Here is a 21,380-nt window from a genome sequence, read left to right as displayed (position 1 = left end):
CCGTGGTGCGCCGGGTGGCCTGCGGCCGCGCGGCTGCCCCGAGGCGCTATCTCCCCTGCTCAGGGCCTCGCGCCCGCGCCCCAAGGAGCCCACCTCATGGCCTACCCCACCCGCGTCGGCACAGCCGCCCTCGCGTTCTCCCTCGTCCTCGCCGGCTGCGCCCAGGGCACAGGCTCGAGCGGCGAGGCCCCGGAGTTCAGCCCCGACGCCCCGCTCGAGGGCGAGCTCTCGATCATGGGCTTCGGCACGGGCGACGAGATCGGCCAGGTCCGGTACGACCGTGCCGTCGCCGCGCTCGGCGACGTCGACGTCTCGCTCTCCGAGGGTGCGCTCGACATCCAGGCCTTCCTCTCGGCCGTCGCGTCGGGCAACCCGCCCGACCTCGTCTACGCGAGCCGCGACCTCATCGGCTCCTTCGCGTCGCGGGGCGCCGTCGTGCCGCTCGACCAGTGCGTGGAGGCCGAGGGGATCGACGTCGACGCCTTCGACCAGGCGGCCGTCGACCAGGAGACCTTCGCCGGGTCCCTGTACGGGGTCCCCGAGTTCAACACGGTCCAGGTCGTCATGGCCAACGCGGTCCTGCTCTCGGCGGCGGGGGTCACGGTCGACGACGTCGACGGCTCGGACCGGGCAGCGGCGACCGCCGCGAACGACGCGCTCACCCGCCAGGACGGGGGCAGGCTCTCCGTGATCGGCGTCGACCCGAAGCTCCCCGAGTTCTTGCCGCTGTGATCCCACGCGCTGGGCACCGACCTCATCTCGGCCGACGGCCGCACCGCGCAGCTCGACGACCCGGCGGTCCTCGAGGCTCTCGAGTGGGCCATCGACCTGTACGACGCGCAGGGCGGGTTCTCCGGCGTCAAGTCCTACCGTGACTCGGCGGACGCCTTCGGGGCGGGCAACCAGCTCGCGACAGGGGCCCTCGGCGCGATGCCGATGGAGCACTGGTACGTGAACGTGCTCAACGAGTCGTCGCCCGACGCGCCCCTGACCTTCAGCACCGTCAAGGACGCCGAGGGCGAGCCGATCGCCTACGCGGGCGGTTCGGCCTGGGCCGTGCCGACAGACGCCGAGAACCCCGCGGCCGCGTGCGCCTTCGCCCGCCTGATGACCGAGACCGACGCCTGGACCGAGGCCGCACAGGCCCGTGCGGACGCCAGGGCGGAGAGCGGCACGCTCTTCACAGGGCTGCTCACCGGCAACACCGAGGCCGACCAGCTGATCCGTGACGAGCTCGTCCCCGCCGACGCCCCGGCCCCCTGGTCCGAGGCGATCGAGGCCACCTACGAGGCGAACGAGCACCCTTTCAGCCTGCCGGCCAACCCCGCAGACAACGCCTTCAAGACCGCGTGGCAGGACGCCGTGAACCGGGTGCTCAACGGCCAGCAGGAACCCGCCGAGGCACTCGCGCAGGCGCAGACCGAGGCGCAGGCTGCGCTCGACGATGCGTGGGCCACCTGGGACGAGCGCTGACATGACCGCGCCCAGCACGCTCCGGACGCTCGGCGGGACCTCCCGCCGGCGGCGTCCGGCGAGCACGACCCGGGAACGCCGCGAACGGCGCACCGCCCTGTGGTTCATCAGTCCGTGGATCGTCGGGTTCCTCGTCTTCACGGCGTGGCCGATCATCTACAGCCTGTACCTGTCCTTCACGGACTACGACGTCATCAACGACCCGCAGATGGTCGGGCTCGAGAACTACCAGCGGCTGCTCGACGACCCCAAGATCGCCCTGTCCCTGCGCAACACGCTCGTCTACACGGCCCTGCAGGTGCCCGCGTACGTGCTCGTCGCGCTCGCCCTCGCCCTGCTGCTCAACGAGGCCGGGCGCTCGGCGGGGTTCTTCAGGACGGCGTTCTTCCTGCCGAAGATGACACCGCCCGTCGCGGCGGGCGTGCTGCTCCTGCTCCTGTTCAACGGCCAGTACGGGATCGTCAACGAGGTGCTCGGCTGGTTCGGCATCGACGGACCGGCGTGGACCACGGACCCGGCGTGGATCAAGCCAGGGCTCGTGCTCCTCAGCCTGTGGAGCGTCGGCTCCTCGGTCATCATCCTGCTCGCGGCGCTGCGCGACGTCCCGACCGAGCTCTACGACGCCGCCCGCGTCGACGGGGCCGGGTACTGGCGCCGGACGGTCTCGGTGACGATCCCGATGATCAGCGGAGCGCTGTTCTTCGTCGTGGTCATCAACACCATCGGGGCCTTCCAGATCTTCACCGAGGCGTACACCGCGTACTTCGGTGCCGGGAGCTCGTCGTACTCCAACGATGCAGCCCTGTTCTACGTCATCTATCTCTTCCAGCAGGGCTTCGAGTTCCTCGAGATGGGCTACGCCTCGGCGATGGCGTGGCTGCTGTTCCTCATCATCATGGCCGTGACCGCCGTCCAGCTCGTCGTGTCCAAGCGCCTCGTCCACTACCAGGGAGAGCGATGACCACCCCCGCAGTCGCCGACAGGTCCGGCGCCGACGAGCACCCTGAAGAGGGCATCGGTGCCGCCGTCCTCGGCCCTCCTCCCCAGGCTCCGGTCCTCGCGCCGGCGGGGACGTCCCGCGAGCGCCCACGCCGACGCACCGGACGGATCGCTCTGCGCACCGCGGTGGTCGCGACCCTCGTCCTGCTGACGGTCGTGTTCATCTACCCGTTGGTGTGGCTGCTCAGTGCCTCCTTCAAGCCGCGGTCCGACGTCTTCGACAACCGGCTGATCCCGAAGACCTTCACTGTCGAGAACTACCTCACGGTGTGGCAGGAGGCGCCGATCGCCCTGTGGCTCGGCAACACCCTCGTGGTGACCGCCCTCGCCGCGGTCACCGTCACGCTCACCAGCGCCCTCGTCGCCTGGGGCTTCGCCTTCTACAGGTTCCGCGGGCGCGGGCCTCTGTTCACGCTCGTCCTCGCGACGATGATGCTGCCCGGGGCGGTGACGCTCATCCCGACCTTCCTCATCTGGAACCAGCTCGGTCTGGTCGGGACCAACGTGCCGCTCTGGGCCGGGAACCTCTTCGGCAGCGCCTTCTACATCTTCTTGCTGCGCCAGTTCTTCCTCGGGCTGCCACGCGACCCCTTCGAGGCGGCGATGCTCGACGGGGCCAGCAGCTGGACCATGTTCTGGCGGATCGCCCTGCCGCTGTGCAAGCCGGCGATCGTGCTCACCTTCCTCTTCGAGGCGCAGGCGTCGTGGACCGATCTCATGCGTCCGCTGATCTACCTCCAGGACTCAGACACCTTCACGATCCCCCGCGGGCTCAAGGCCCTCGTCGACCAGTTCGGCACTGGCGGAGAGTCGCAGTGGGAGGTCGTCGTGACGGCCGGCGTGCTCACGACGGTCCCGATGATCCTGCTGTTCTTCCTCGGCCAGCGGTACTTCGTCGACGGGGTGGCCACGACGGGCTCGAAGGGCTGACGCGCCGGAGCTCGGCTACTCGGACTCGACCGCCGCCGTGCTGTGCGGGGTGCCCACGGGCTTGGACTCCGACGAGCCCCGTGGGCGCAGGAAGATCGAGAAGGCGACCATGCACCCGACGGCCAGCAGCTCCGACTGCCAGTTCTGCAGGCTGCGGTTCCAGAAGTCCGCGGAGCCGAGGTATCCCACGAAGGACACGGGCGGCTGGCCGTGGGTCGCCTGCTCGTCGTTGTAGACGACAATCCCCGCGACGGCCTGGGCGAGCCACGAGAGCACGAAGATCGCCCCCATCACCAGCAGCAGGGAGTTCGAGTAGACCCAGCCGCGCGCCCCGCGGACCTTGGCCCACGCTGGTGAGTCGGGGCGTGCGTGCTCCCCCACGAGCTGCTCCTCGTCCGTGCCGGTGCCCACGTCCCCAGGCTTCTTGGACTCGGGCGATCCCTTCTGCACGAGCCAGACTGTCGCCCAGATGAAGAGGAAGAACTGGAGGAACTCCGACTGCCAGTTCTCGGCCACATCCACGACGAAGTCTGAGGACGTCACGAAGTCCAGGTACGAGACCGCCGCGGCCCCGTGCTCGAGCTGTTCCTCGTTGAAGGCGGCGAGCCCGGCGACCGACTGGCCGCCGAGGGCGAGCACGAAGGCCACAGCGAAGAAGATGCTCAACCCATGCTGGCGCAGCCGCGCCACCCCGCTCAGCCGCGCTGGGGCCGGCGTGGCCGTGCTCTCGGGCTACGGTGCACCTGCGGGTGAAGACCCGAAGGTCCCTCGCAGGCACCCTCGCCAGGTCGCTAGCGTCGAGCCATGGGGACACCACGCCGCTGGGCAGCAGAGATCGCGGAGACACCTCAGGAGGATCTCCCACGATTCCTCCGGGAGCACTCCGGACTTCCGGGTCCACGGGCGAACCTCGCCCTGGTCGAGGCTGTCGCGCAGACCGTCCCTGAGGGTGCGCTCCTCGACCTGGCCTGCTCTTCGGACGAGTACCTGCGGATGTGCGGCACGGCTGGGCTGGGACGGCTCCTCGCCGACGGTCCGGCGAGGACCGAGGTCCTGACCCTGCTGCGCGAGCGCGCTGCCGATCCTCTGTGGCGGGTTCGGGAGGCAGCCGCCATGGCGCTCCAGATCGTCGGCGACGCCGACGGCACGGACCTGAGGTCCGTCGTCGCCGACTGGGTCACGGACCCAGACCCGCTCGTGCGACGGGCCGCCGTCGCCGGGATCTGCGAACCCCGTCTGCTCACCGACCCCGCGACGAGACGCTGCGCGCTCGACACGTGCCGCACGGCGACGGCCTCGGTCCGCGCGGTCCCTCGAGATCTGCGTACAGACCCCGACCTGCGGACCCTGCGCCAGGCGCTCGGCTACGCCTGGAGCGTCGCGATCGTCGCAGCTCCTGAGGAGGGCCTGCTCGACCTCGACACCCTCGGCGCGGACGACGACCCCGACGTCGTGTGGATCCTGCGCAGCAACCTCTCGAAGGCACGGTTGCGCAAGGTCCTCGATCGGCGCTCCTGAGGCGAGGACGGTCGCCCGGCGACGGTCTGCCCGTCGGACCTCCGGCCTCGCAGCCGCACGTCGCGCTCCGTCGACCGGGCTGGACCGCGCGTGACGTGACGACGGCCCACCACGCGCATCGCGTGGTGGGCCGCCGTCGAGTCCTTGCAGGGCTGGTCAGCCCGCGTGCTCGGCGTTCTTCGCGTCGCGCCAGGCGAGCCAGTCGGCGACACCCGAGATGTCGTAGTCCGGGCCGGAGATGCCGATCGTGAAGAGCGTTGCGCCGAGGGCGTGCTGCTCCTCGACCTCCTCGACGCTGCGCTTGCCGATCTCCGTCGAGATCTCGATCTCGGTCACGTCGCGGCCGACCACCCGGGCGTGCTCGGCGAGGATGCCGAGCTTGCGCTCGAGGGTCTCCGCGTCGCTGAAGCTGTGCCAGATGTCGGCGTGCTGGGCGACGATCCGGAGCGTCTTCTTCTCGCCACCGCCACCGATGAGGACGGGGATCTTGCGGGTCGGCGCCGGGTTGAGCCTCCCCCAGCGGTCGGCGATGGTCGGCAGGTCGCGGGCGAGGGCGTCGAGGCGGGTGCCCACGGTGCCGAAGTCGTAGCCGTACTCGTCGTAGTCACGCTCGAACCAGCCCGAGCCGGTCCCGAAGATGAACCGGCCCTGGCCACCCTTGGCACTGATGTGGTCGATCGTCCGGGCCATGTCGGCCTGCAGGTTGGCGTTGCGGTAGCTGTTGCAGTTGACGAGCGCGCCGATCTCGACACGGCTGGTCTGCTCGGCGAGGGCGGCGAGCATCGTCCACGACTCGAAGTGCAGACCGTCGGGCTCACCCGACAGCGGGAAGAAGTGGTCCCAGTTGAAGAGGATGTCGACACCGAGGTCTTCGAGGGCACCCGCGGTCTCGCGGATCTTCTCGTACGAGGCGTGCTGGGGCGCGATCTGCACGCCGATGCGCACGGGACGGCGCGGGCCGCCTGTCGGCTGGGCGTTCTCGGTCGAGGATTCCGAGGTCATGGGGGCTCCGATCAGGTGGCCAGGACCACCGGGCGAGGAAGATGGCGCCAGACAGGCGTCGCAGGTCGGGACGGGTCACGGCTGCCTCGCCGTCGACCCTCGCGTCAATCTACCCCGTGCAGGTGCCGCTGGCTCAGGGATCCGTCGCCTAGTCTGGCGCGCGCTGCGCTGTCGGCTCACGAGCCGATGTCGCGCCGGGCCGGCGTACCGGCCACGGACGGCCCGGCTCCGCGCGAGCCCTCCACCTGCGGGCTCGGACAGGTCACGCCAGCTGCAGCCCCGTCAGGCAGGTAGCGCTGTCCGCCGTCGTGCTCAGAGGAGCCTCGACCGACCGTCCGTCGACGGTCAGTGCGACCGTCCCGGTGAGGTCGCGTGGCAACCAGACACCGACAAATCCGTTCGCGTAGGTGGTCGTGGTCTCCTCGAGCACGACCTCCCCCTGGTCGTCGCGGACGAGGATGTCGACGTCTGCGTTCACCAGCTCACCCTGGCAGGTGGTGAGGCTGTGGAAGAAGCAGTCGTGCGTCTGGTCGACGTACGGTGCCATCGAGACGTAGAGCTCGTCGGCGGGCATCGGCAGCGTGGTCTCGCGCGTCCCGTCGGACAGGACGACCTCGTCGGTCCGGATCGATGCCATGAGGTCGGTCGGTCGGTCGTCGCCCCCCAGCCTGTCGAGGTGGTCGATCACCTCTCGGGTGTCCATGCCGTCGAGCCCGAAGTCACGCAGCAAGGACGAGGCGTCTGCCGCTGACGGCGCACCGGTCTCGGAGTCGGAGGACGGGGTGCCGGACGACGAGCACCCTGCGAGCAGGAGGGCGACGGCGACGGGCACGGCGGCAAGGCGTCGAGAGATCATGCGTCCCATCATCACCCGCGGGCGCGCAGACGAGGCTAGGAGGAAGGTCCTGTGGCACCATGCCTCGTCCCGGCGCCCGTGCCCGAGGTCACCAGACGGGTGGGTGGCGGTCGGGCCAGCGCAGGCTGTCCTCGAGCTGCGCGGCGACGGCGAGGAGCGTGCGCTCCCCGCCGGGCCGGCCGACCAGCTGGATCCCCATCGGCAGGCCTGCTGGAGCGTGCTCGTCGGGCGCCGTCCAGTAGGTCGGGACGGTGATCGCCGGGAGCCCGCAGACGTTGATCATCGACGTGTACGGCGTGTACTCGCACTGCTGCGCGAAGTTCCGCTCAGGGTCCGTGGCGTCGTACCAGCCGATCGGCCGCGGCGTCTGCGCCATCGCCGGGAGCAGGAGCACGTCGTAGGCCTCGACGCGGGCGACCATCGTGCGCTCGAAGACCGCGAGCGCCCCGAGGGCCTCGACCAGCTCACGAGCGGTGACAGCCCGGCCGCGCTCGACCAGCCACTGCGTCAGCGGCTCGAGCAGGGCGAGGCGCTCGGGCTCGTCGATCGGCACGGCTGCCGCACCACCCATCCACAGCGTCCTGAAGGCCGCCGCGTAGGTCGGGTCAGGGTCCCAGGCAGGAGCGTCCACCACGTCGTGCCCGAGCGCGCCGAGCGCAGTCGCACCGGCATGGAGCGCGGTCTTCGCCTCGTCGCCGAGCGCGATGTCGTAGGCGCCGTCCCACGAGCTGAAGGTGCTCAGCCCGATGCGGAGCGGGCGACCCTCGGGTGTCTCTCCGCTCTCTGCGGCGGCCAGGTACGACCCGGCGGGCGCAGCAGGCGTCCGCAGAGTCCGCGGGTGCGGCACGTGGTCGTCTGCGGTGCGAGGCAGCATGCCCTCGAGCAGCAGCGCGGCATCGGCTGCGGTGCGAGCGATCGGTCCGTGCACCACCAGGCCACCGAGCGACTCCACCCCTCCCCCGGCCGGCAGGAGACCACGGGTCGGCTTGAGGCCGACGAGTCCGCAGGCCGCGGCAGGGATCCGGATAGATCCGCCACCGTCAGACCCTGGTGCCACGGGCAGCAGCCCGGCGGCCACTGCGACCGCGGCACCACCGCTCGACCCCCCGGCGCCCCGGGTCAGGTCCCAGGGATTGCGAGCGGGCGGACCGACGAGGGTCTCGGTGTACGAGGGGAAGCCGAGCTCGGGGGCGGCCGTCTTGCCGAGGGACACGACGCCTGCGGCGTCGAGCACCTGGGTGATGTCGCTGCTCACCTCGGGGACGTACCGGAAGGGCCTAGAGAAGGCGCGCGACCCGAAGCCCGTCGGGACACCTGCGCGGTCAGAGAGGTCCTTGTCGCCTATCGGCAGGGCCCAGAGCGGGGCGTCGGTGACCGCTGACGGCGGACCCTCCGCCGCCAGGTCCGCGGCTCGTCGCCTGGCAGCCTCGGGGGTCACGGTGACGAAGGCCCCGAGCTCCCCGTCCAGCCGGGTGATCCGACCCAGATAGTGCTCGGTCACCTCTGAGGGTGAGAGCTCGCCGGAGCGGAGCTGGCGGCTGATCTCGGTCGCGGTGCGCTCGTGCAGGCTGGTCATCGATCCAGCATAGGTCCGCGTTCCAGAACCCTGGCAGAGACCTCTTCGCCGACCGAGGAGCGAACCCACCGCACTCGCGATGCTCTTGTTTTGCGACGGACTACGGCAGCTGTCCTCGCACTCCCGCTCGCCCGGCTCATCCGCCTCTACAGGGCGAGCGAGACTGCCTCCCGGATCTCGGCGATCCGCTTCTCGTTGCGCTTGTAGTGTGTCCACTTGCCGACGCGAGTCGAGGTCACGAGGTTCTCACGCTCGAGCGATCGCATGAACGACGAGACGGTCGACTGTGCGAGCTGCGCCTTGTCCGTGATCTGACTGACGCAGATGCCGTACACGTCGGGGTCCGCGATGCCCTGCTCCACCGGGAACTGACCTCGCGGGTCGCGCAGCCACTGCAGGATCTTCAGGCGCATCGGGTGTGCAAGGACCTTGAGGACTTCGACGAGGCTGGAGAGATTCTCGGTGGGTGCAGAGATGTCCTCGGTAGGCGGTGTCATGACCCTCTTCTCTCCGAGAACGATCCATCGTGATACTTCGATGATTTTAGCACCGTTCAACCCGCCGACAGGCGGCGGGCTGGCCCGGTCACCGTCATGTGCATCGCGTCGCATACGTCGGCCGGCGCCTGTCACGTGCGCGGAACGTCGACCGAACTGCGACTATCGGGGCGTTCTCGTCTCTCGGCTCCGGTTGGGAGCCCGGAGACGCAGAGCCCAGCTGATGAGTGCGTGGTCGAGCATGTAGAGCCGCCCTCCTTCCTCTCGACCACCGTCCGACAGACGTTCGATCACCCAGCTGTAGGGCGACCTGCCGTCGTAGTCCGGATGAGGGGTGTGGAGCAGGTCGCCGCGTCCGAGCTCAGTCAGCACGTTGAGGGCGTAGCTGAAGGGGTACGGCCTGTTCGCACGACCTTCCGGCGTCACTTCGAGAGAGCGGAAGGCTCCGAGCATCCGGTTGATCATGGTGTCGGTGATGAGATCGACTCGGCCCGAAAGATATGCCAGCTGGATCAGGTAGGCGTAGGAGATGCCGTAGAGAAAGTAGTCACGGCCGGGATCGATGTCTGGCCACAGTCCGACCACCTGCTCAACAAAGGCGTTGAGGTCGGGCAGGTAGGCCTCACGCTGCCCGAGGTTCTCGAGCGCCATCACGTAGTAGAGCGCCATGTGGGTGCGCTCGACGGGTTCGAGCTCTGCCATGAGGTCAGTGGCCTCTTGCAGTCGGTCCGTGCCGGAGAAGACGTACCGATGAGGGTCGCTCAGCGTGCTGAGCGCGCTGAGCATAGTCAGCAACGGATAGGCCTTGATGAAGCCCTCGGACATGGAGCTGGGGAAGGTCGGGTAGAGACCTATGTCATCGACCGCGTCCATCGTTGCCAAGATGGAATCGGCTGTCCCGTTCGAGGCTAGGGAGTCCTCCCGGCCCAGGAGCGCGATAGCACCGATGAGCATGGCACCGCCTCGTCCCCGGAAGAACGGGGTGGGGACGTTCTCCAGTGCAGCCAGAGCCTCCGAGATCCTGTCGCGCTCACCGCTCAGCAGGTCGGCGAGCCCAGCACGGTCGAAGGCGAGGAACATGGCTGTTGACGCAGACACCCTCTCGTAGTCTCCGTGACGCCCCTGGTTCTCGTCCTGGATCGCGTCGGGCTTGATCTGATCCACCGCAGCGAGGACCTGCCGAGCGACGTCGCGTGCCACCTCACCGAGACGCAGGTCGAGCTTGGAGAGGGTGTCGAGCAGGATCGTACCGGCAATCGCTCGTGAGTAGGGGTTCTCGATCGCCCGGACCGCCGACGCAACGACCCCGAGCCGGGGACCACGGTCGACGGCCGCGTCAGTGCCGCGTGGCCGGACCGTGGTGAGGATCAGGTCGACCAGTGCAGCAGAGAAGGTGGTGTAGTCGTCCGCGCCGTCGAGCTTGTCGCTCAACATCGTGACGGAGCGTTCGATGAGCTCGTCTGTCGCTCGGTCATAACCGATGGGGTACTGGCCGAGCCCGATACCTCGCACGATTCGACTCCAGGGGGTCGCGATGAGGCGCGACTCTTCAGAGAGATCGTCGAGACCGGAGGTCGGCGGGCGAAGAACATACGACATGGCTCAGGTCCTCGTGGTAGTTGAAGGATCGGGCTGCTCAGGCACGACAGTCGGCGCGAGGTCAGTCATGGCCGGCAGACCTAGGAAGTCCGTGCGTGTTCCCTCGAGCATCTCTAGAGCCCAGTTGAGCCACTTGAGACCTTCGCAGTAGATCGCCAGCGGCCGGCGCTGGACCTCGGGAGAGTCGATGACACTGCCGTCAATCTCTGAGGCGAAATGGAACGGGGGCATAGCAGTGAAGTGGGTGCCCATGACGAACACAAAGCGGATCACCCAGTGAGGATCGTCGACCTGGTGCTGGGACTTCGTCCGGTCATCACTCTGGTAGACGGATCTCATGACCTGGGCGAAATAGTCCTCGATGCCGTCCGGGGCCGTCGGATCGACAGCGAGCCCGAGCTCGGTGACGTCTCTGACCCTGTAGACCTTCTGGAATGGATTGTTTTCGTGGAAACGGACATCGATGCGCGGTGTGCCGACACTGGCTTTGGTGAGCTCGAGATCGAAGTACTCGTTGTGCATCTCGTCGTAGTGCCCGATCGAGTTGTGCCAGGGCTTGTTGTCGTACATGGGGTCGTCGAGGGTCTGCGCGCCCTCGGAACGGAAACCGATCGCCCGCGGGTCGAGGAACTTGAGACCGATGCTGCTGGGGGTGATGGCCGCCAGAGCCTCCGTGACCTCAGAGGCAGGGGCACCCTCGCGGATGAGTTGTGCCGCGCTCTGAAGCGGGACGATGTCTCCGATCTTGATGTTCTCTGTGTTCGTGTCTCCGATCACGAGCGAATGCACTCGCGCCTCGAGGCGCTGCGCATAATCAGCATTTCCACGGAAAGCGCTCAGTAGGCTGCGGTAGTTGCGGTATCGCCGACCGTTGATGATGATCTCGTCGGTGTCGAGCAGTTCAGGGTTGAACGTCTTCGGGGCCGTCTCGCGGCACAGCTGCAGCCGATCCTCGATCTTCCGGAAGTACTGCTCCTCGAGCGTGGCTCCAGGCGAGGGAGTACGGCGATGGCTGTGCACGTCATGATGGAGGAAAGTCATGATCTGCTCGTAGAGCTTGGCGATGACCGCAGCAGGTGGGCGGTGCCGTCGGACGAACTGTCCGACTTCCAGACCCTCAATGAACGTCATCTCATAGATGAGCTCGCGGCTGATCCGCGGGTCACCTCCGGCCTCGACAGCCATCACTTGACGTTCGATCACATTCTTGACCCCCGGCAGGAAACCGTCGAGCGCGTCGGGCAGAGCTGCGAGGTACTCAGCCTGACGCTTCGCCTTCGTGAAAGGCGGAAGCATCACGCCAGTCCCCTCAGCGTCCCAGCGCGCAGTGGACAATGCCTCGCTCAGGACCTTCCGCACGAGCAGCTCATCGTTGCCTTCTCGTCGGAAGAAGATCGTCATGGACTCACTGCCACCGGCACCGAAACCGACAACCTGCTCCCCGGGATGGATGTAGGAGTTGATCGCGCTGAAGAGCATGTTGCGGGTCTGCGCGAACTCTCGCACGGCCCGGTGCGCGCTTGTCGCGCTGAGCAGCGCGTGGGACTCGGCGGCATCCAGATCACTGTTGAGCCCGTGGCCCCACAGCTCTTCCGGAGTACGCACCAGAAGAGTGTTCCGAGGATGGGGCGAGGTGCTCACGCGGTGGAGCTGGTTCCCATAGGCCAGACCTATGACGGTCGCCGAGGCTTGCAGCCGGACCGGGCGTAGAGGCTGCCCACCTGTTGCGAGCTCCAGGAAGGCCATGGTCTCTCGACGCAGGCCGCCCCGCGTGAGGACGGACGAGCCTGCCGTGGACAGCAGAGGAAGCTCGGAGTCTTGGATCTTCTCGCACATCGCGACGACGAGCTCGGGCAGCCGTCCCGAGGCCTGGGAGGGTGTGTGCAAGACGTGCGAGAGGAGCTCGACCGCGTCGCCAGGCGCGACAGCATTGCCGATGACGAGAGAGGTTACCCATCCGAACAGATCGGTCGCCTCGAGGAAGACGTGACCGTGGGCGAAGAGCCCGGGCCGGTGCTGCTGCAAGAGATGGAACATTGCCAGCTGGAAGACGACGTGCTCGACGGCTTCGGTGCGAGCGACAGTCTCAGCCAGCCCGGCAGGTTCTCTAAGGGAGCTGTCGGCCTGCATCTGGCGGTCGACGGCATCTCGGGAGCGCTGGACGAGCGGGTCGCCCCGCAGACCTGTCCGCACGGCGTGACGGATCTGGGTGCCCACCCGTCCTCGAGCAGGTCGCTCGAAATGGATGATGAGCACTTCCGTGTCGAGAGTCGGAGCGATCTCGTCGTCGCGGATCGACCCGTCCTCAGCAAGAACGCGTAGCTCGAGGTAGCCGCGTCCGATCTCCCCTGGATCACCTAGCAGTCGCTTGCGCACTCGCGCACCGAGCACCACCTCGCCTGGTTCGACCCGGTCACGGTGGGCGAGCGTGTACTGAAGCGCTTCCCGGAACCGGGTCGACGCTGGACCGATGACCTTCTCGGGGTGCCGGATGGAGTCGAAGGCAAACGCATGAGCGGTCTTACGGAGATACGCGTCGAACGCCGGTTCCCGAGACGAGAAGATCGTCAGATCACGGAGGACCGCGACGTCCGCAGCGTGGAGGTCCCCGCTCCCGCGGTGGTCGAGCTGCCGCACGGTTCCGTGAAGCTGGCGGGCAAGACCGGCCATGCGCACGAGATCGCGGGCTTGCACACCGTTGCTGATGGTGATCGCACCAGCGCGCACAGCATTGTCCCGGAGGAGCTGGGAAGACTTGGCACCGCGGCCGATCTCCGTGACGACGTCGGGCCGAAGCTCGTCGATCAGCTCTGTGGTGTGGTGAGAGTCCATGACCTCGTCGGCCATCGCGAGCACCGCGTTGCGGACCTGGTCTCCGGTCAGCAGGAACCCTGCTCCGCTGTTCGAGATCAGCGGCGTGTGCGGATCGGAGAACACGATTCCGTGCCCCTCGATGAACCTGTCAAGAGCCTCCCGTGCCCCGCTCATCCGCCGGGAGTGCGCCAGGAAGGTCGTGGCCTCCTTCAGCTCCTCAGCCGTCACCTCCGGAAAGGCCCCCAGGACCCTGACGAACGTGGGCATGGCCGATGCGTTCACGTAGATGTTGAACTGACGAGGCGAGTACCGCTTGTGCAGCTCGACCGCGGTGCCGTGGAGCTGTTCGAGAGACTCCAGCAGACGCGCGACGTCGTCTGAATGGCCGCGTAGGGCGATGACGTGAGCCGGCTCGGAGACTGGCAGCGCATCGGCTGGGTAGCGAGGCACATATCGACTGAGATCGATTGCTGACGCCTTCCGAGAATGCTCGTTCGATGCACCGAGGAGTATCGGCGTGAACGCGTAGGCCAGCAGCGCGCCATCACTCACGCTCAGGGAGCCGCCCGCCACAGCAGCGACCAGCATCCCGAAGCTCTCCCCCGTGTAGGCGGAGAACTGCAACGCTCCGTCGCGCCGACTCTGGTGCTCCAGGTCGCGATAGATCGCTACGTTGTGCGTGAAGAAGGCGGCCCCGACATACCCCTGTCGTTCGACCGGATCCTCGGGCAGGCTCGTCGCGTCCGTCGCCAGAGAGAGCGGGGTGTGAACCTGCCCGAGTGCGTGGGCCGCTGCTTCATAGACCTCAAGGGCTGCAGTCGAGCCAGCACCGACGGTGCGCTGATCGATGTCACGGTATGCCGACCGGCTCCCGAGCCCTGGGAAGAACACGACTGTGCTCAGACCGTCCGGTTCGACGGACGGCACCCGCCGTCGTCGAGCATGTGAATTCGTCGTGGAACGTGAGAACCGGTCTTCCCTCAGCGGAACAGTGCTGTTGCTGCTCATCGTCAACCCCTACGTGACGTCATGGTTCTCGGCCGCGGTCGATTCCCCGGATGGCCGAGCGATGGATGCGGATCGCGAGCGTCCGGTCAGGTCAGGTCAGCGAGGCGCCCCGGACGCCACGTCGCCGCGATGACCGTCGTGGCCCTCGACATGACCGCTGACGGGACGGACAACGGGCTCCTCGATCGGAGCGCCGGGCATCGGAGCCCGTGCTGCACGGCGCCTGCTCGCGATGCTCGTGGGCAACAGGACGAGGAACGCCCCGGCAGCCAGAGCAGCACCGACCCACAGCGGCGAGACGAACCCGAGGCCTGCGGCGATCGCCAGGCCGCCGATCCAGGCTCCGATAGCATTCCCCACGTTCAACGCTGCGATGTTCGTCCCGGAGGCGACAGTGGGAGCGTCACCGGCGAAGTGCATGACCCGGAGCTGCAGGCCTGGAGCGGTCGCGAAACCCACAGCGCCGAGCAGGAACATGGCGATGAGCACGGCCCACCAGATCGTGGCGCTCAGAGCGAAGGCCACGAGCACGAGGACCAGGCCCGCAAGGATGCCTAGCAGCGACTGGTCGAGGGCGCGATCAGCCAGCCTGCCGCCGATGATGTTGCCGACGAAGGTTCCGACCCCGAAGAGCAGCAGCAACCATGGGACTGAGCTGGTCGCGAATCCGCTGACCTCGGTCAGAGTGAAGGCGATGTAGGTGTAGGCACCGACAACTCCACCGAAGGTCAAGATGCTCACCATGGCAGAGAGCAGCACCTGCGGGCGACGGAGGGCTCCGAGCTCAGTGCGCAGCCCCGCAGTCTCGGAGGCTCGTGACCTCTCGACGAGGAACTGGATGCCGAGGAACGTGATGATCCCGATTCCTGTGATCGCCCAGAACGTGGCGCGCCAGCCGAGCTGCTGACCGACGAAGGTCCCGAAGGGGATGCCTACGACGTTGGCGACCGTGAGCCCTGCGAACATGAGCGAGATGGCGCCGGCCTTCTTCTTCTCCTCAACCATGCTGGCTGCGAGCACGGCGCCGATACCGAAGAAGCCTCCGTGACACAGAGCAGCGATGATGCGTCCAGCCAGCATGACACCGTAGGTCGACGCGAGGGCCGAGATCAGATTCCCCACGATGAACAGGACCACGAGGCTCAGGAGGACCTTCTTGCGCTCGGAGCGGGAGAAGGCGGCGGTGATCGCGATCGCACCGAAGGCCACGGCAAGGGCGTACCCGGACACCAGGTAGCCCGCGACGCTCTCGGTCACCGAGAAGTCCGTCGCGATCTGCGGGAGCAGGCCCACGGGACCGAACTCTGTCAGTCCGATCCCAAAGCCTCCCAACGCTAGAGCGATGAGCCCAGCTGGTAAAGCGGCTGTCTTCTTCTTCGTCACGATGACGTCCCTTCTTGGTGGCGCTGCCCTGTCGGACAACGCATCGAAACATCGGCATATCCGGGCGAGAGGATGTAGGACGGCACGACCCCGCAGCGCACCCCTCTCCACCGGGACCACGGAAGGTCGATCACGTGCCGCACGGCACCTGTGACATACCGGTCGTCAACCCATCGACATATCGGAGCGTAACGATGTGTTGAAGAATGGTCAAATCGGAGATGTCCGATTATGTCGGCTCCAGGCTTGCCGGCCACGCAGGGCGGATCGACAGCCGTCAGGAGGCGGGCCGTGCAGCACCTTCTCTGGCAGTTCGTCGACGGCTTCCGCGGCGCCGCCCTACGACGGACTTGCTGGCCGAACAGCAAGCCTCCACAGCTTCTGCACGAACGGCCTTCTCCGGCCGCCACGAGCGCTCTCACCGGGCTGCAGCGTCCTGCTCCGCGCCGTCACGGAACGCCCTGCCACGTGCGTCGCACCAGTCTTTGGGCGCCCCCCAGAGCGCGCCCGCGCTGCCGGGTCCACCACTAGCGTCGCGCGCTCCGCCCCTAGGATCGAGCCGATCGACGCCGGGCGTGAGTCACATCACACTCGTCGGTGAACGTCTCCATCGACGTCGACCCAGAACGACAAAAGACCCGGCCGTTCCCGGCCGGGTCTTTCATCTTCGGTGGAGCTGAGGGGACTCGAACCCCTGACCCCCTGCATGCCATGCAGGTGCGCTACCAGCTGCGCCACAGCCCCAAGAACTTCGGAAAGTTCCTGTCCCCGTTGCCGAGGCGTTGCTATCTTAGACCGAAGTTGGCTCCAAGTTCCAATCGGGTCCAGCGTTCCAGTGATCCAGCGGAAAACCGGCCCCGACGTTGTGCGCGAGGAGCCTCCACGGGGTCGTCGCCGCAGGTCCGGAGCGCTCGACGTGGCTCCAGTGGACGTTGTGCAGGCCGTTCAGCCCGCGCCACGCTTCCGGGTCGAGCCCGATGAGCGCGGTGACCCCGATCGTGATCGCGGCCCCGTGGGAGACGATCACGAGCGTGTCGTCAGCCCCGAGGTCGGCCCCGTGCTCGTCGACGGCCGCGAGCATGCGTGCGGCGACCTCCGTGCGGGTCTCGATGCTCGCCCCGGCGGGCTGCTCGCCGCGTCGCCACTGGGCGAACTCCTCGGGCCAGCCCTCTTCGATCTCGGGACGGGTCAGGCCCTCCCAGTCACCGAAGCTGCGCTCACGCACGCGCGGGTCGATGACGAGCTCGTGCCCGCCCACCCGTGCGTAGTGCTCCGCCGTCACCCTGGCGCGCACGAGGTCAGAGGCGACCACGCGGGAGCAGGCGTGGAACGTGGCCAGAGCACGGGCACCGTGCTCTGCCTGCCACTGCCCGACCTCGTCCAGGGGGATGTCGACCTGGCCCTGCAGACGGCCGGCCGCGTTGTACGCGGTCCGCCCGTGCCGCAGGAAGACGACGGAGCCGGCACTCATACGGTGTCGTCGCGGCTGTCGGCCGGCGAGGGGTAGCCGAAGTCGTCGGCGTCGTACTCGGGGGCGTGGCCGTCTCCACCACGAGCGTCCTCGGGGAGCTCGATGACCGGGCAGTCCTTCCACAGGCGCTCGAGGGCGTAGAAGACCCTGTCCTCCTGGTGCTGGACGTGGACGACGATGTCGCCGAAGTCGATGAGGACCCAGCGCGACTCGCCCTTGCCCTCGCGCCGGATCGGCTTCACGCCGAGGCCGTGGAGCGCCTCTTCGACGGAGTCGACGATCGCCGACACCTGTCGCTCGTTGTTGCCGGAGGCGATGAGGAACACATCGGTCAGGACGAGCTGCTCGCTGACGTCCAGGGCGATGATCTCGGCCGCCTTGCGGTCAGATGCGGCTCGGGCCGCGGCGATCGCCAGCTCGACGGCACGTTCGGTTGCAGGCACAGCTCTCCTTAGAGGACTTCTTCGATGACGGTGACGCCGGAGGCGTCGTCGACGGTCCAACCAGCCTGGTCCGCCCAGGCCTCAGGGACCAGGGCTGCAGGCGCAGCTGTCGACGATGCTGAAGACGGTGCAGGCAGCGCAGATGCTGCCCCGCTCTCGCCCTCCAAGGCGACTTTCCAGAGTATCAGCCCGAGGACGAAGGCCAGGGCGACGAGGATCACGTAGTGCAGCCACGTGTACTTGTGGTCCGAGTCGTCGTAGTCCTCGTCTTCCTCGTCGTCATGCTCCTCGCGGACGGCCGGGCCGGAGGTCGTCGCTGAGCCTGCTCCGGCGGTGATCGCGTCCCATTGCGGAGCCTGCGTGAAGGAGTCCGCACCGTCGGCGAGGCCGGGCGGGACGTCACTGCCGGACGACGGCTCGGTCGTCGACCCAGCCGCACCGGCAGGTGCGGCTGCTGCATCCGCCACATCAGCCGAAGAGTCGGCTGTCGAGCCGGGCTCGGCCGTCACCACGGCGTCCTCAGAGGGCTGCGTCGCAGGCGACACCGTCGGCACAGGCGCCCAGGGGACGTCCGCGGCAGCGACAGGCGCCCACGACGAGGTCCGCGAGACCGACCCCGGCGCGGCGGGGACCGAGGCCGCCTGGGCAGGGATGCCCTGGGCGGCTGGCGGCTGCGTCCGGCCGTTGGCCGGCCGGGCGGACGGAGGGGCTGAGGCCGCGAGGCGCTGCGAGAAGCTCATCGTCGACCCAGCGGCATCTGCCGACGGCGCGGCTGCTGCCGGGCGCGATGCGGGAGCTGCAGGCCTGGCGGCACCAGGCGCCGTGCCCTGGCCCGTGGGCACGGGGCGCGAGGCGGTCAGCTCGCCGGTCTCGTCGACGGTACGGATCTTGCCCGTCTGGTGCGGCGGGACGATCATCGTGCCGGTGTCGGTCAGACCGCCAGCCTGCTCACGCAGCGAGCGGCGCGACAGGGCTGGCTGACGCTCCTGAGCGGTCGGGCGCTGGACGGTCTGCGGGGCGGAGGCCGGCCCAGCGGCAGGCGAAGGGGTCGAGGTCTCCCCCGCGGCGGTCGGTCGAGCCGGTGCCTGCTGAGGGGCGGGGGTCCGCTGCGGTGCCGGGCTCCGCTGCGGGTCGCCGACCCGTGCTGCGGGGCGCGCGGTCCCGGCAGCCTGCGCCGCCTGTGCGGGGCGTGAGGCCCCGGCGGGCGTCCCGTCCTCAGCCGGAGCGGCCGTCGTGGCGGTCGGTCCGGAGGTGACAGATGCCGGACGGGGTGTCGAGGCCGCAGGCGGGCGCGGCGACCCCGCCTGCGCGGGCGCTCGTGCTGCGCCAGCAGGACCGCCCGAGGGCTCGGACGCCGGGTTGACGGCGGGCTGCGCGTAGGCCGGCGGACCGGTCTGCCCGGCCTTGAGCGCCGCCTCTGCCTCGGCCCGTTCGCGGAGCTGGCGGCGCGTGAGTGGTGCGCCGTCCGCTGGGTTCGTCATGATGCCACCTTCACAGCCGACTCTCGGTACAGACGGTACTTCGTGATGTACTGCACGACGCCGTCCGGGACGAGGTACCAGACGGGGTCTCCTGCACGGGCGCGCGCCCGGCAGTCGGTCGAGGAGATCGACAGCGCCGGAATCTCCAGCAGGCTGACGTGCTCGCTCGGGAGGCCGACGACCGACAGCACGTGCCCCGGACGGGTGACAGCCACGAAGTGGGCCATCTCCCACAGCTCAGGGGCGTTCTTCCACGTGGCGATCTGCTCGATCGCGTCGGCGCCGGTGATGAAGAACAGGTCCGCGTCGGGACGCTGCGCGCGCAGGTCTCGGAGCGTGTCGACCGTGTACGTGAGACCAGGACGGTCGATGTCGACACGGCTCGTGGTGAAGCGAGGGTTCGACGCGGTCGCGATGACCGTCATGAGGTAGCGGTGCTCCGCAGGGCTGACGTCCTGCCCCTGCTTGAAGCTCGGCTGCCCTGTGGGCACGAACACGACCTCGTCGAGGTCGAAGCGTGCGGCCACCTCGCTCGCCGCCACGAGGTGCCCGTGGTGGATGGGGTCGAAGGTGCCACCCATGACACCGACACGCTGGCGCTCAGAGGTCATCAGCTCGACGTCCTGACGACGGTCAGTGACGGGTCCACACGCTGCGGAAGGCGTAGGTCACCAGGAGCAGGCCGGTGAGGATCACGAAGGTCGTGATGCCGAAGGCGACGGGCGGGATCGCCAGGTGATTCACGACCTCGTGCTCCTCTGCGGCTGCCAGCACTGTTGCGAACACGTCATCCTCCATCGGGTCGGGCATCGGCGGGTCGAGGGTGCGTCCCGCTGCTCACACGTCGTGAGCATCGCTCAGACGCCCAGTCTCTCATGTCATCCATCGGCACAGGACGTCTCGACCTTCAGCCTGGAGAGGCACCAGGTTCGCACGGCAGGACGTCCGCGCAGGTCGCGCGGCGGGTCAGGAACGGATGTGCCCGTCGCCGTTGACGACCCACTTGGTGGTCGTCAGCTCGGCGAGCCCCATCGGTCCGCGCGCGTGCAGCTTCTGCGTCGAGATGCCGATCTCCGCACCCAGCCCGAACTGCCCGCCGTCGGTGAAGCGCGTGGAGGCGTTGACCATGATGGCCGCCGAGTCGAGCTCCGCGACGAAGCGCTCCGAGGACCGCAGGTCCTTCGTGACGATGGCCTCGGTGTGCCCCGAGGTCCAGGTCCGCACGTGGTCGATGGCCTCGTCGAGGTCGGCCACGACCCGCACGGCGAGGTCGAGCGAGAGGTACTCCGTGGCCCAGTCCTCGTCGGTCGCCGGGACGACGGTGACCCCCTCGGGGGCCAGCGCGGCGGTGAGCGGGTCGGCGTGTACCACGACGTCGGCGGCACCCAGCGCGGCGAGCACCCCGGGCAGCAGCGCCTGCGCGGCGTCGGCGTGCACGAGCAGCGTCTCGGCGGCGTTGCAGACCCCGACCCTGTGCGTCTTGGAGTTCAGCACGATCGCGATCGACGTCTCGAGCTCGGCCGACGCGTCGAGGAACACGTGGCAGTTGCCCACCCCCGTCTCGATGACGGGGACCGTCGACTCGCGGACGACGGTCTGGATGAGGTCCGCTCCCCCGCGCGGCACGAGCACGTCGACGAGGCCGCGGGCGTGCATGAGGGCGACGGCGCCGGGTCGCCCGTAGGCGTCGATCGACTGGACGAGGTCGGCCGGGAGCCCCTGCGCCGTGAGGGCGTCGGCGAGCACCCGCACGATCACCTCGTTCGAGCTGGCTGCGGCGCTGCCGCCGCGCAGGATCACGGCGTTGCCGCTCTTGAGAGCCAGACCGGCAGCGTCGACCGTGACGTTCGGTCGCGCCTCGTAGATCATGCCGACGACGCCCATCGGGACGCGCTCCTGCCGCAGCCGGAGGCCGTTGGGGAGGGTCGAGCCGCGCACGACCTCGCCGACGGGGTCGGGCAGGGCGGCGAGCTCGCGCAGGGCGTCGGCGATCGCGCCGATGCGCTCGGGGGTCAGGGCGAGCCTGTCGAGCAGACCGGGCGAGGTGCCGTTGGACCGTCCCCTGTCGAGGTCGATCTCGTTCGCCGCCACGATCTCCTCGGCGTTCGCGACGAGGGCGTCAGCGAGGGCGCCGAGGGCCGCGTCCTTGGTCCCACGGGTCGCGGTCGCGAGCGTCCGCGAGGCGATCTTCGCCCGGCGGGCCGTCTCGAGGACGGCCTCGGTCACGTCGTGGAGCGCTGCTGCGTCGGCTACCTGAGTCATCCCCCCAGGCTAGCCACCCGCGGTCGTGGAGTCACCCACGTCCCGCTGGGTGGTCCGGCCGAGACGGG

At 68.5% G+C, this 21,380-nt stretch carries 17 protein-coding genes, 1 tRNA gene and 1 pseudogene; 4 read left to right on the top strand and 15 right to left on the bottom strand.

The features are described 5' to 3' along the window. Positions 1 to 96: 96 nt before the first annotated feature. The 3 genes and pseudogenes from SANBI_RS05735 (at position 97) to SANBI_RS05725 (ending at position 3,402) form a co-directional block, all read left to right on the top strand. Positions 97 to 1,473: pseudogene (locus tag SANBI_RS05735) on the top strand (ABC transporter substrate-binding protein). 1 nt (position 1,474) lies between these two features. Then, the gene (locus SANBI_RS05730; protein ID WP_179912550.1) at positions 1,475 to 2,434 is read left to right on the top strand and encodes a carbohydrate ABC transporter permease; all 960 of its coding nucleotides are present in this window, start codon (positions 1,475 to 1,477) and stop codon (positions 2,432 to 2,434) included. Then, positions 2,431 to 3,402, top strand: a complete 972-nt coding sequence (locus tag SANBI_RS05725; protein WP_319159775.1) for a carbohydrate ABC transporter permease — start codon at positions 2,431 to 2,433, stop codon at positions 3,400 to 3,402. Before SANBI_RS05730 ends, SANBI_RS05725 begins: the two co-directional genes overlap by 4 nt. Before the next feature lie 15 nt (positions 3,403 to 3,417). On the opposite strand, the gene SANBI_RS05720 is transcribed toward SANBI_RS05725, so the two are convergent. Further along, complete coding sequence (locus SANBI_RS05720) at positions 3,418 to 4,092, bottom strand: DUF6766 family protein (protein WP_319159773.1); 675 nt, start codon at positions 4,090 to 4,092, stop codon at positions 3,418 to 3,420. A gap of 114 nt (positions 4,093 to 4,206) precedes the next feature. Between SANBI_RS05720 and SANBI_RS05715 the strand changes: the two genes are divergently transcribed. Continuing rightward, positions 4,207 to 4,920, top strand: a complete 714-nt coding sequence (locus tag SANBI_RS05715) for a HEAT repeat domain-containing protein (protein WP_319159771.1) — start codon at positions 4,207 to 4,209, stop codon at positions 4,918 to 4,920. 156 nt (positions 4,921 to 5,076) lie between these two features. Here the strand turns inward: SANBI_RS05715 and SANBI_RS05710 are convergent, their stop codons facing one another. The 14 genes from SANBI_RS05710 to SANBI_RS05645 form a co-directional block, all read right to left on the bottom strand. Next, entirely contained in the window at positions 5,077 to 5,922 is an 846-nt protein-coding gene (locus SANBI_RS05710) for an LLM class F420-dependent oxidoreductase (RefSeq protein WP_056131211.1), read from the bottom strand. A 262-nt stretch (positions 5,923 to 6,184) separates the two neighbouring features. Beyond that, entirely contained in the window at positions 6,185 to 6,778 is a 594-nt protein-coding gene (locus SANBI_RS05705; RefSeq protein ID WP_319159769.1) for a CueP family metal-binding protein, read from the bottom strand. 88 nt (positions 6,779 to 6,866) lie between these two features. Continuing rightward, positions 6,867 to 8,354, bottom strand: coding sequence for an amidase (locus tag SANBI_RS05700; RefSeq protein WP_319159767.1), 1,488 nt, complete (start codon positions 8,352 to 8,354; stop codon positions 6,867 to 6,869). A 146-nt stretch (positions 8,355 to 8,500) separates the two neighbouring features. After that, positions 8,501 to 8,851, bottom strand: a complete 351-nt coding sequence (locus SANBI_RS05695; RefSeq protein WP_179913172.1) for an ArsR/SmtB family transcription factor — start codon at positions 8,849 to 8,851, stop codon at positions 8,501 to 8,503. A 162-nt stretch (positions 8,852 to 9,013) separates the two neighbouring features. Then, positions 9,014 to 10,363, bottom strand: a complete 1,350-nt coding sequence (locus SANBI_RS05690; RefSeq protein WP_319159765.1) for a hypothetical protein — start codon at positions 10,361 to 10,363, stop codon at positions 9,014 to 9,016. Between the two features lie 90 nt (positions 10,364 to 10,453). Further along, positions 10,454 to 14,272, bottom strand: a complete 3,819-nt coding sequence (locus SANBI_RS05685) for a hypothetical protein (protein WP_319159762.1) — start codon at positions 14,270 to 14,272, stop codon at positions 10,454 to 10,456. A gap of 96 nt (positions 14,273 to 14,368) precedes the next feature. Further along, the gene (locus SANBI_RS05680) at positions 14,369 to 15,655 is read right to left on the bottom strand and encodes an MFS transporter (RefSeq protein ID WP_319159760.1); all 1,287 of its coding nucleotides are present in this window, start codon (positions 15,653 to 15,655) and stop codon (positions 14,369 to 14,371) included. 671 nt (positions 15,656 to 16,326) lie between these two features. Beyond that, positions 16,327 to 16,399: transfer RNA gene (locus SANBI_RS05675), tRNA-Ala, on the bottom strand. 46 nt (positions 16,400 to 16,445) lie between these two features. Next, positions 16,446 to 17,126: a histidine phosphatase family protein gene (locus tag SANBI_RS05670; protein ID WP_319159758.1), complete on the bottom strand. Its 681-nt coding sequence runs from the start codon at positions 17,124 to 17,126 to the stop codon at positions 16,446 to 16,448. Then, on the bottom strand, positions 17,123 to 17,569 hold the full coding sequence (gene rsfS, locus SANBI_RS05665) for a ribosome silencing factor (RefSeq protein WP_056131202.1): 447 nt from the start codon (positions 17,567 to 17,569) through the stop codon (positions 17,123 to 17,125). Before rsfS ends, SANBI_RS05670 begins: the two co-directional genes overlap by 4 nt. Before the next feature lie 8 nt (positions 17,570 to 17,577). Then, on the bottom strand, positions 17,578 to 19,050 hold the full coding sequence (locus tag SANBI_RS05660; protein ID WP_319159754.1) for a hypothetical protein: 1,473 nt from the start codon (positions 19,048 to 19,050) through the stop codon (positions 17,578 to 17,580). Continuing rightward, the gene (gene nadD, locus SANBI_RS05655) at positions 19,047 to 19,661 is read right to left on the bottom strand and encodes a nicotinate-nucleotide adenylyltransferase (protein WP_179913177.1); all 615 of its coding nucleotides are present in this window, start codon (positions 19,659 to 19,661) and stop codon (positions 19,047 to 19,049) included. The genes SANBI_RS05660 and nadD overlap by 4 nt, the downstream gene beginning before the upstream one ends. 22 nt (positions 19,662 to 19,683) lie before the next feature. After that, positions 19,684 to 19,836, bottom strand: a complete 153-nt coding sequence (locus SANBI_RS05650; RefSeq protein WP_156382718.1) for a hypothetical protein — start codon at positions 19,834 to 19,836, stop codon at positions 19,684 to 19,686. Between the two features lie 180 nt (positions 19,837 to 20,016). Further along, positions 20,017 to 21,312, bottom strand: coding sequence for a glutamate-5-semialdehyde dehydrogenase (locus tag SANBI_RS05645; RefSeq protein WP_319159751.1), 1,296 nt, complete (start codon positions 21,310 to 21,312; stop codon positions 20,017 to 20,019). Between the last annotated feature and the right edge of the window lie 68 nt (positions 21,313 to 21,380).

Origin of the sequence: Sanguibacter biliveldensis (assembly GCF_033798665.1) — a bacterium.
Taxonomy (GTDB): Bacteria; Actinomycetota; Actinomycetes; order Actinomycetales; family Cellulomonadaceae; genus Sanguibacter; species Sanguibacter inulinus.
This window is presented reverse-complemented; position numbering and strand designations above follow the sequence as displayed.

Coding starts and splice junctions, on each gene's coding strand:
- SANBI_RS05695 (WP_179913172.1), bottom strand. CDS start 8,851: ATGACACCGCCTACCGAGGACATCTCTGCACCCACCGAGAATCTCTCC.
- SANBI_RS05730 (WP_179912550.1), top strand. CDS start 1,475: ATGACCGCGCCCAGCACGCTCCGGACGCTCGGCGGGACCTCCCGCCGG.
- nadD (WP_179913177.1), bottom strand. CDS start 19,661: ATGACCTCTGAGCGCCAGCGTGTCGGTGTCATGGGTGGCACCTTCGAC.
- SANBI_RS05725 (WP_319159775.1), top strand. CDS start 2,431: ATGACCACCCCCGCAGTCGCCGACAGGTCCGGCGCCGACGAGCACCCT.
- SANBI_RS05705 (WP_319159769.1), bottom strand. CDS start 6,778: ATGATCTCTCGACGCCTTGCCGCCGTGCCCGTCGCCGTCGCCCTCCTG.
- SANBI_RS05685 (WP_319159762.1), bottom strand. CDS start 14,272: ATGAGCAGCAACAGCACTGTTCCGCTGAGGGAAGACCGGTTCTCACGT.
- SANBI_RS05670 (WP_319159758.1), bottom strand. CDS start 17,126: ATGAGTGCCGGCTCCGTCGTCTTCCTGCGGCACGGGCGGACCGCGTAC.
- SANBI_RS05715 (WP_319159771.1), top strand. CDS start 4,207: ATGGGGACACCACGCCGCTGGGCAGCAGAGATCGCGGAGACACCTCAG.
- SANBI_RS05710 (WP_056131211.1), bottom strand. CDS start 5,922: ATGACCTCGGAATCCTCGACCGAGAACGCCCAGCCGACAGGCGGCCCG.
- SANBI_RS05660 (WP_319159754.1), bottom strand. CDS start 19,050: ATGACGAACCCAGCGGACGGCGCACCACTCACGCGCCGCCAGCTCCGC.
- SANBI_RS05700 (WP_319159767.1), bottom strand. CDS start 8,354: ATGACCAGCCTGCACGAGCGCACCGCGACCGAGATCAGCCGCCAGCTC.
- SANBI_RS05645 (WP_319159751.1), bottom strand. CDS start 21,312: ATGACTCAGGTAGCCGACGCAGCAGCGCTCCACGACGTGACCGAGGCC.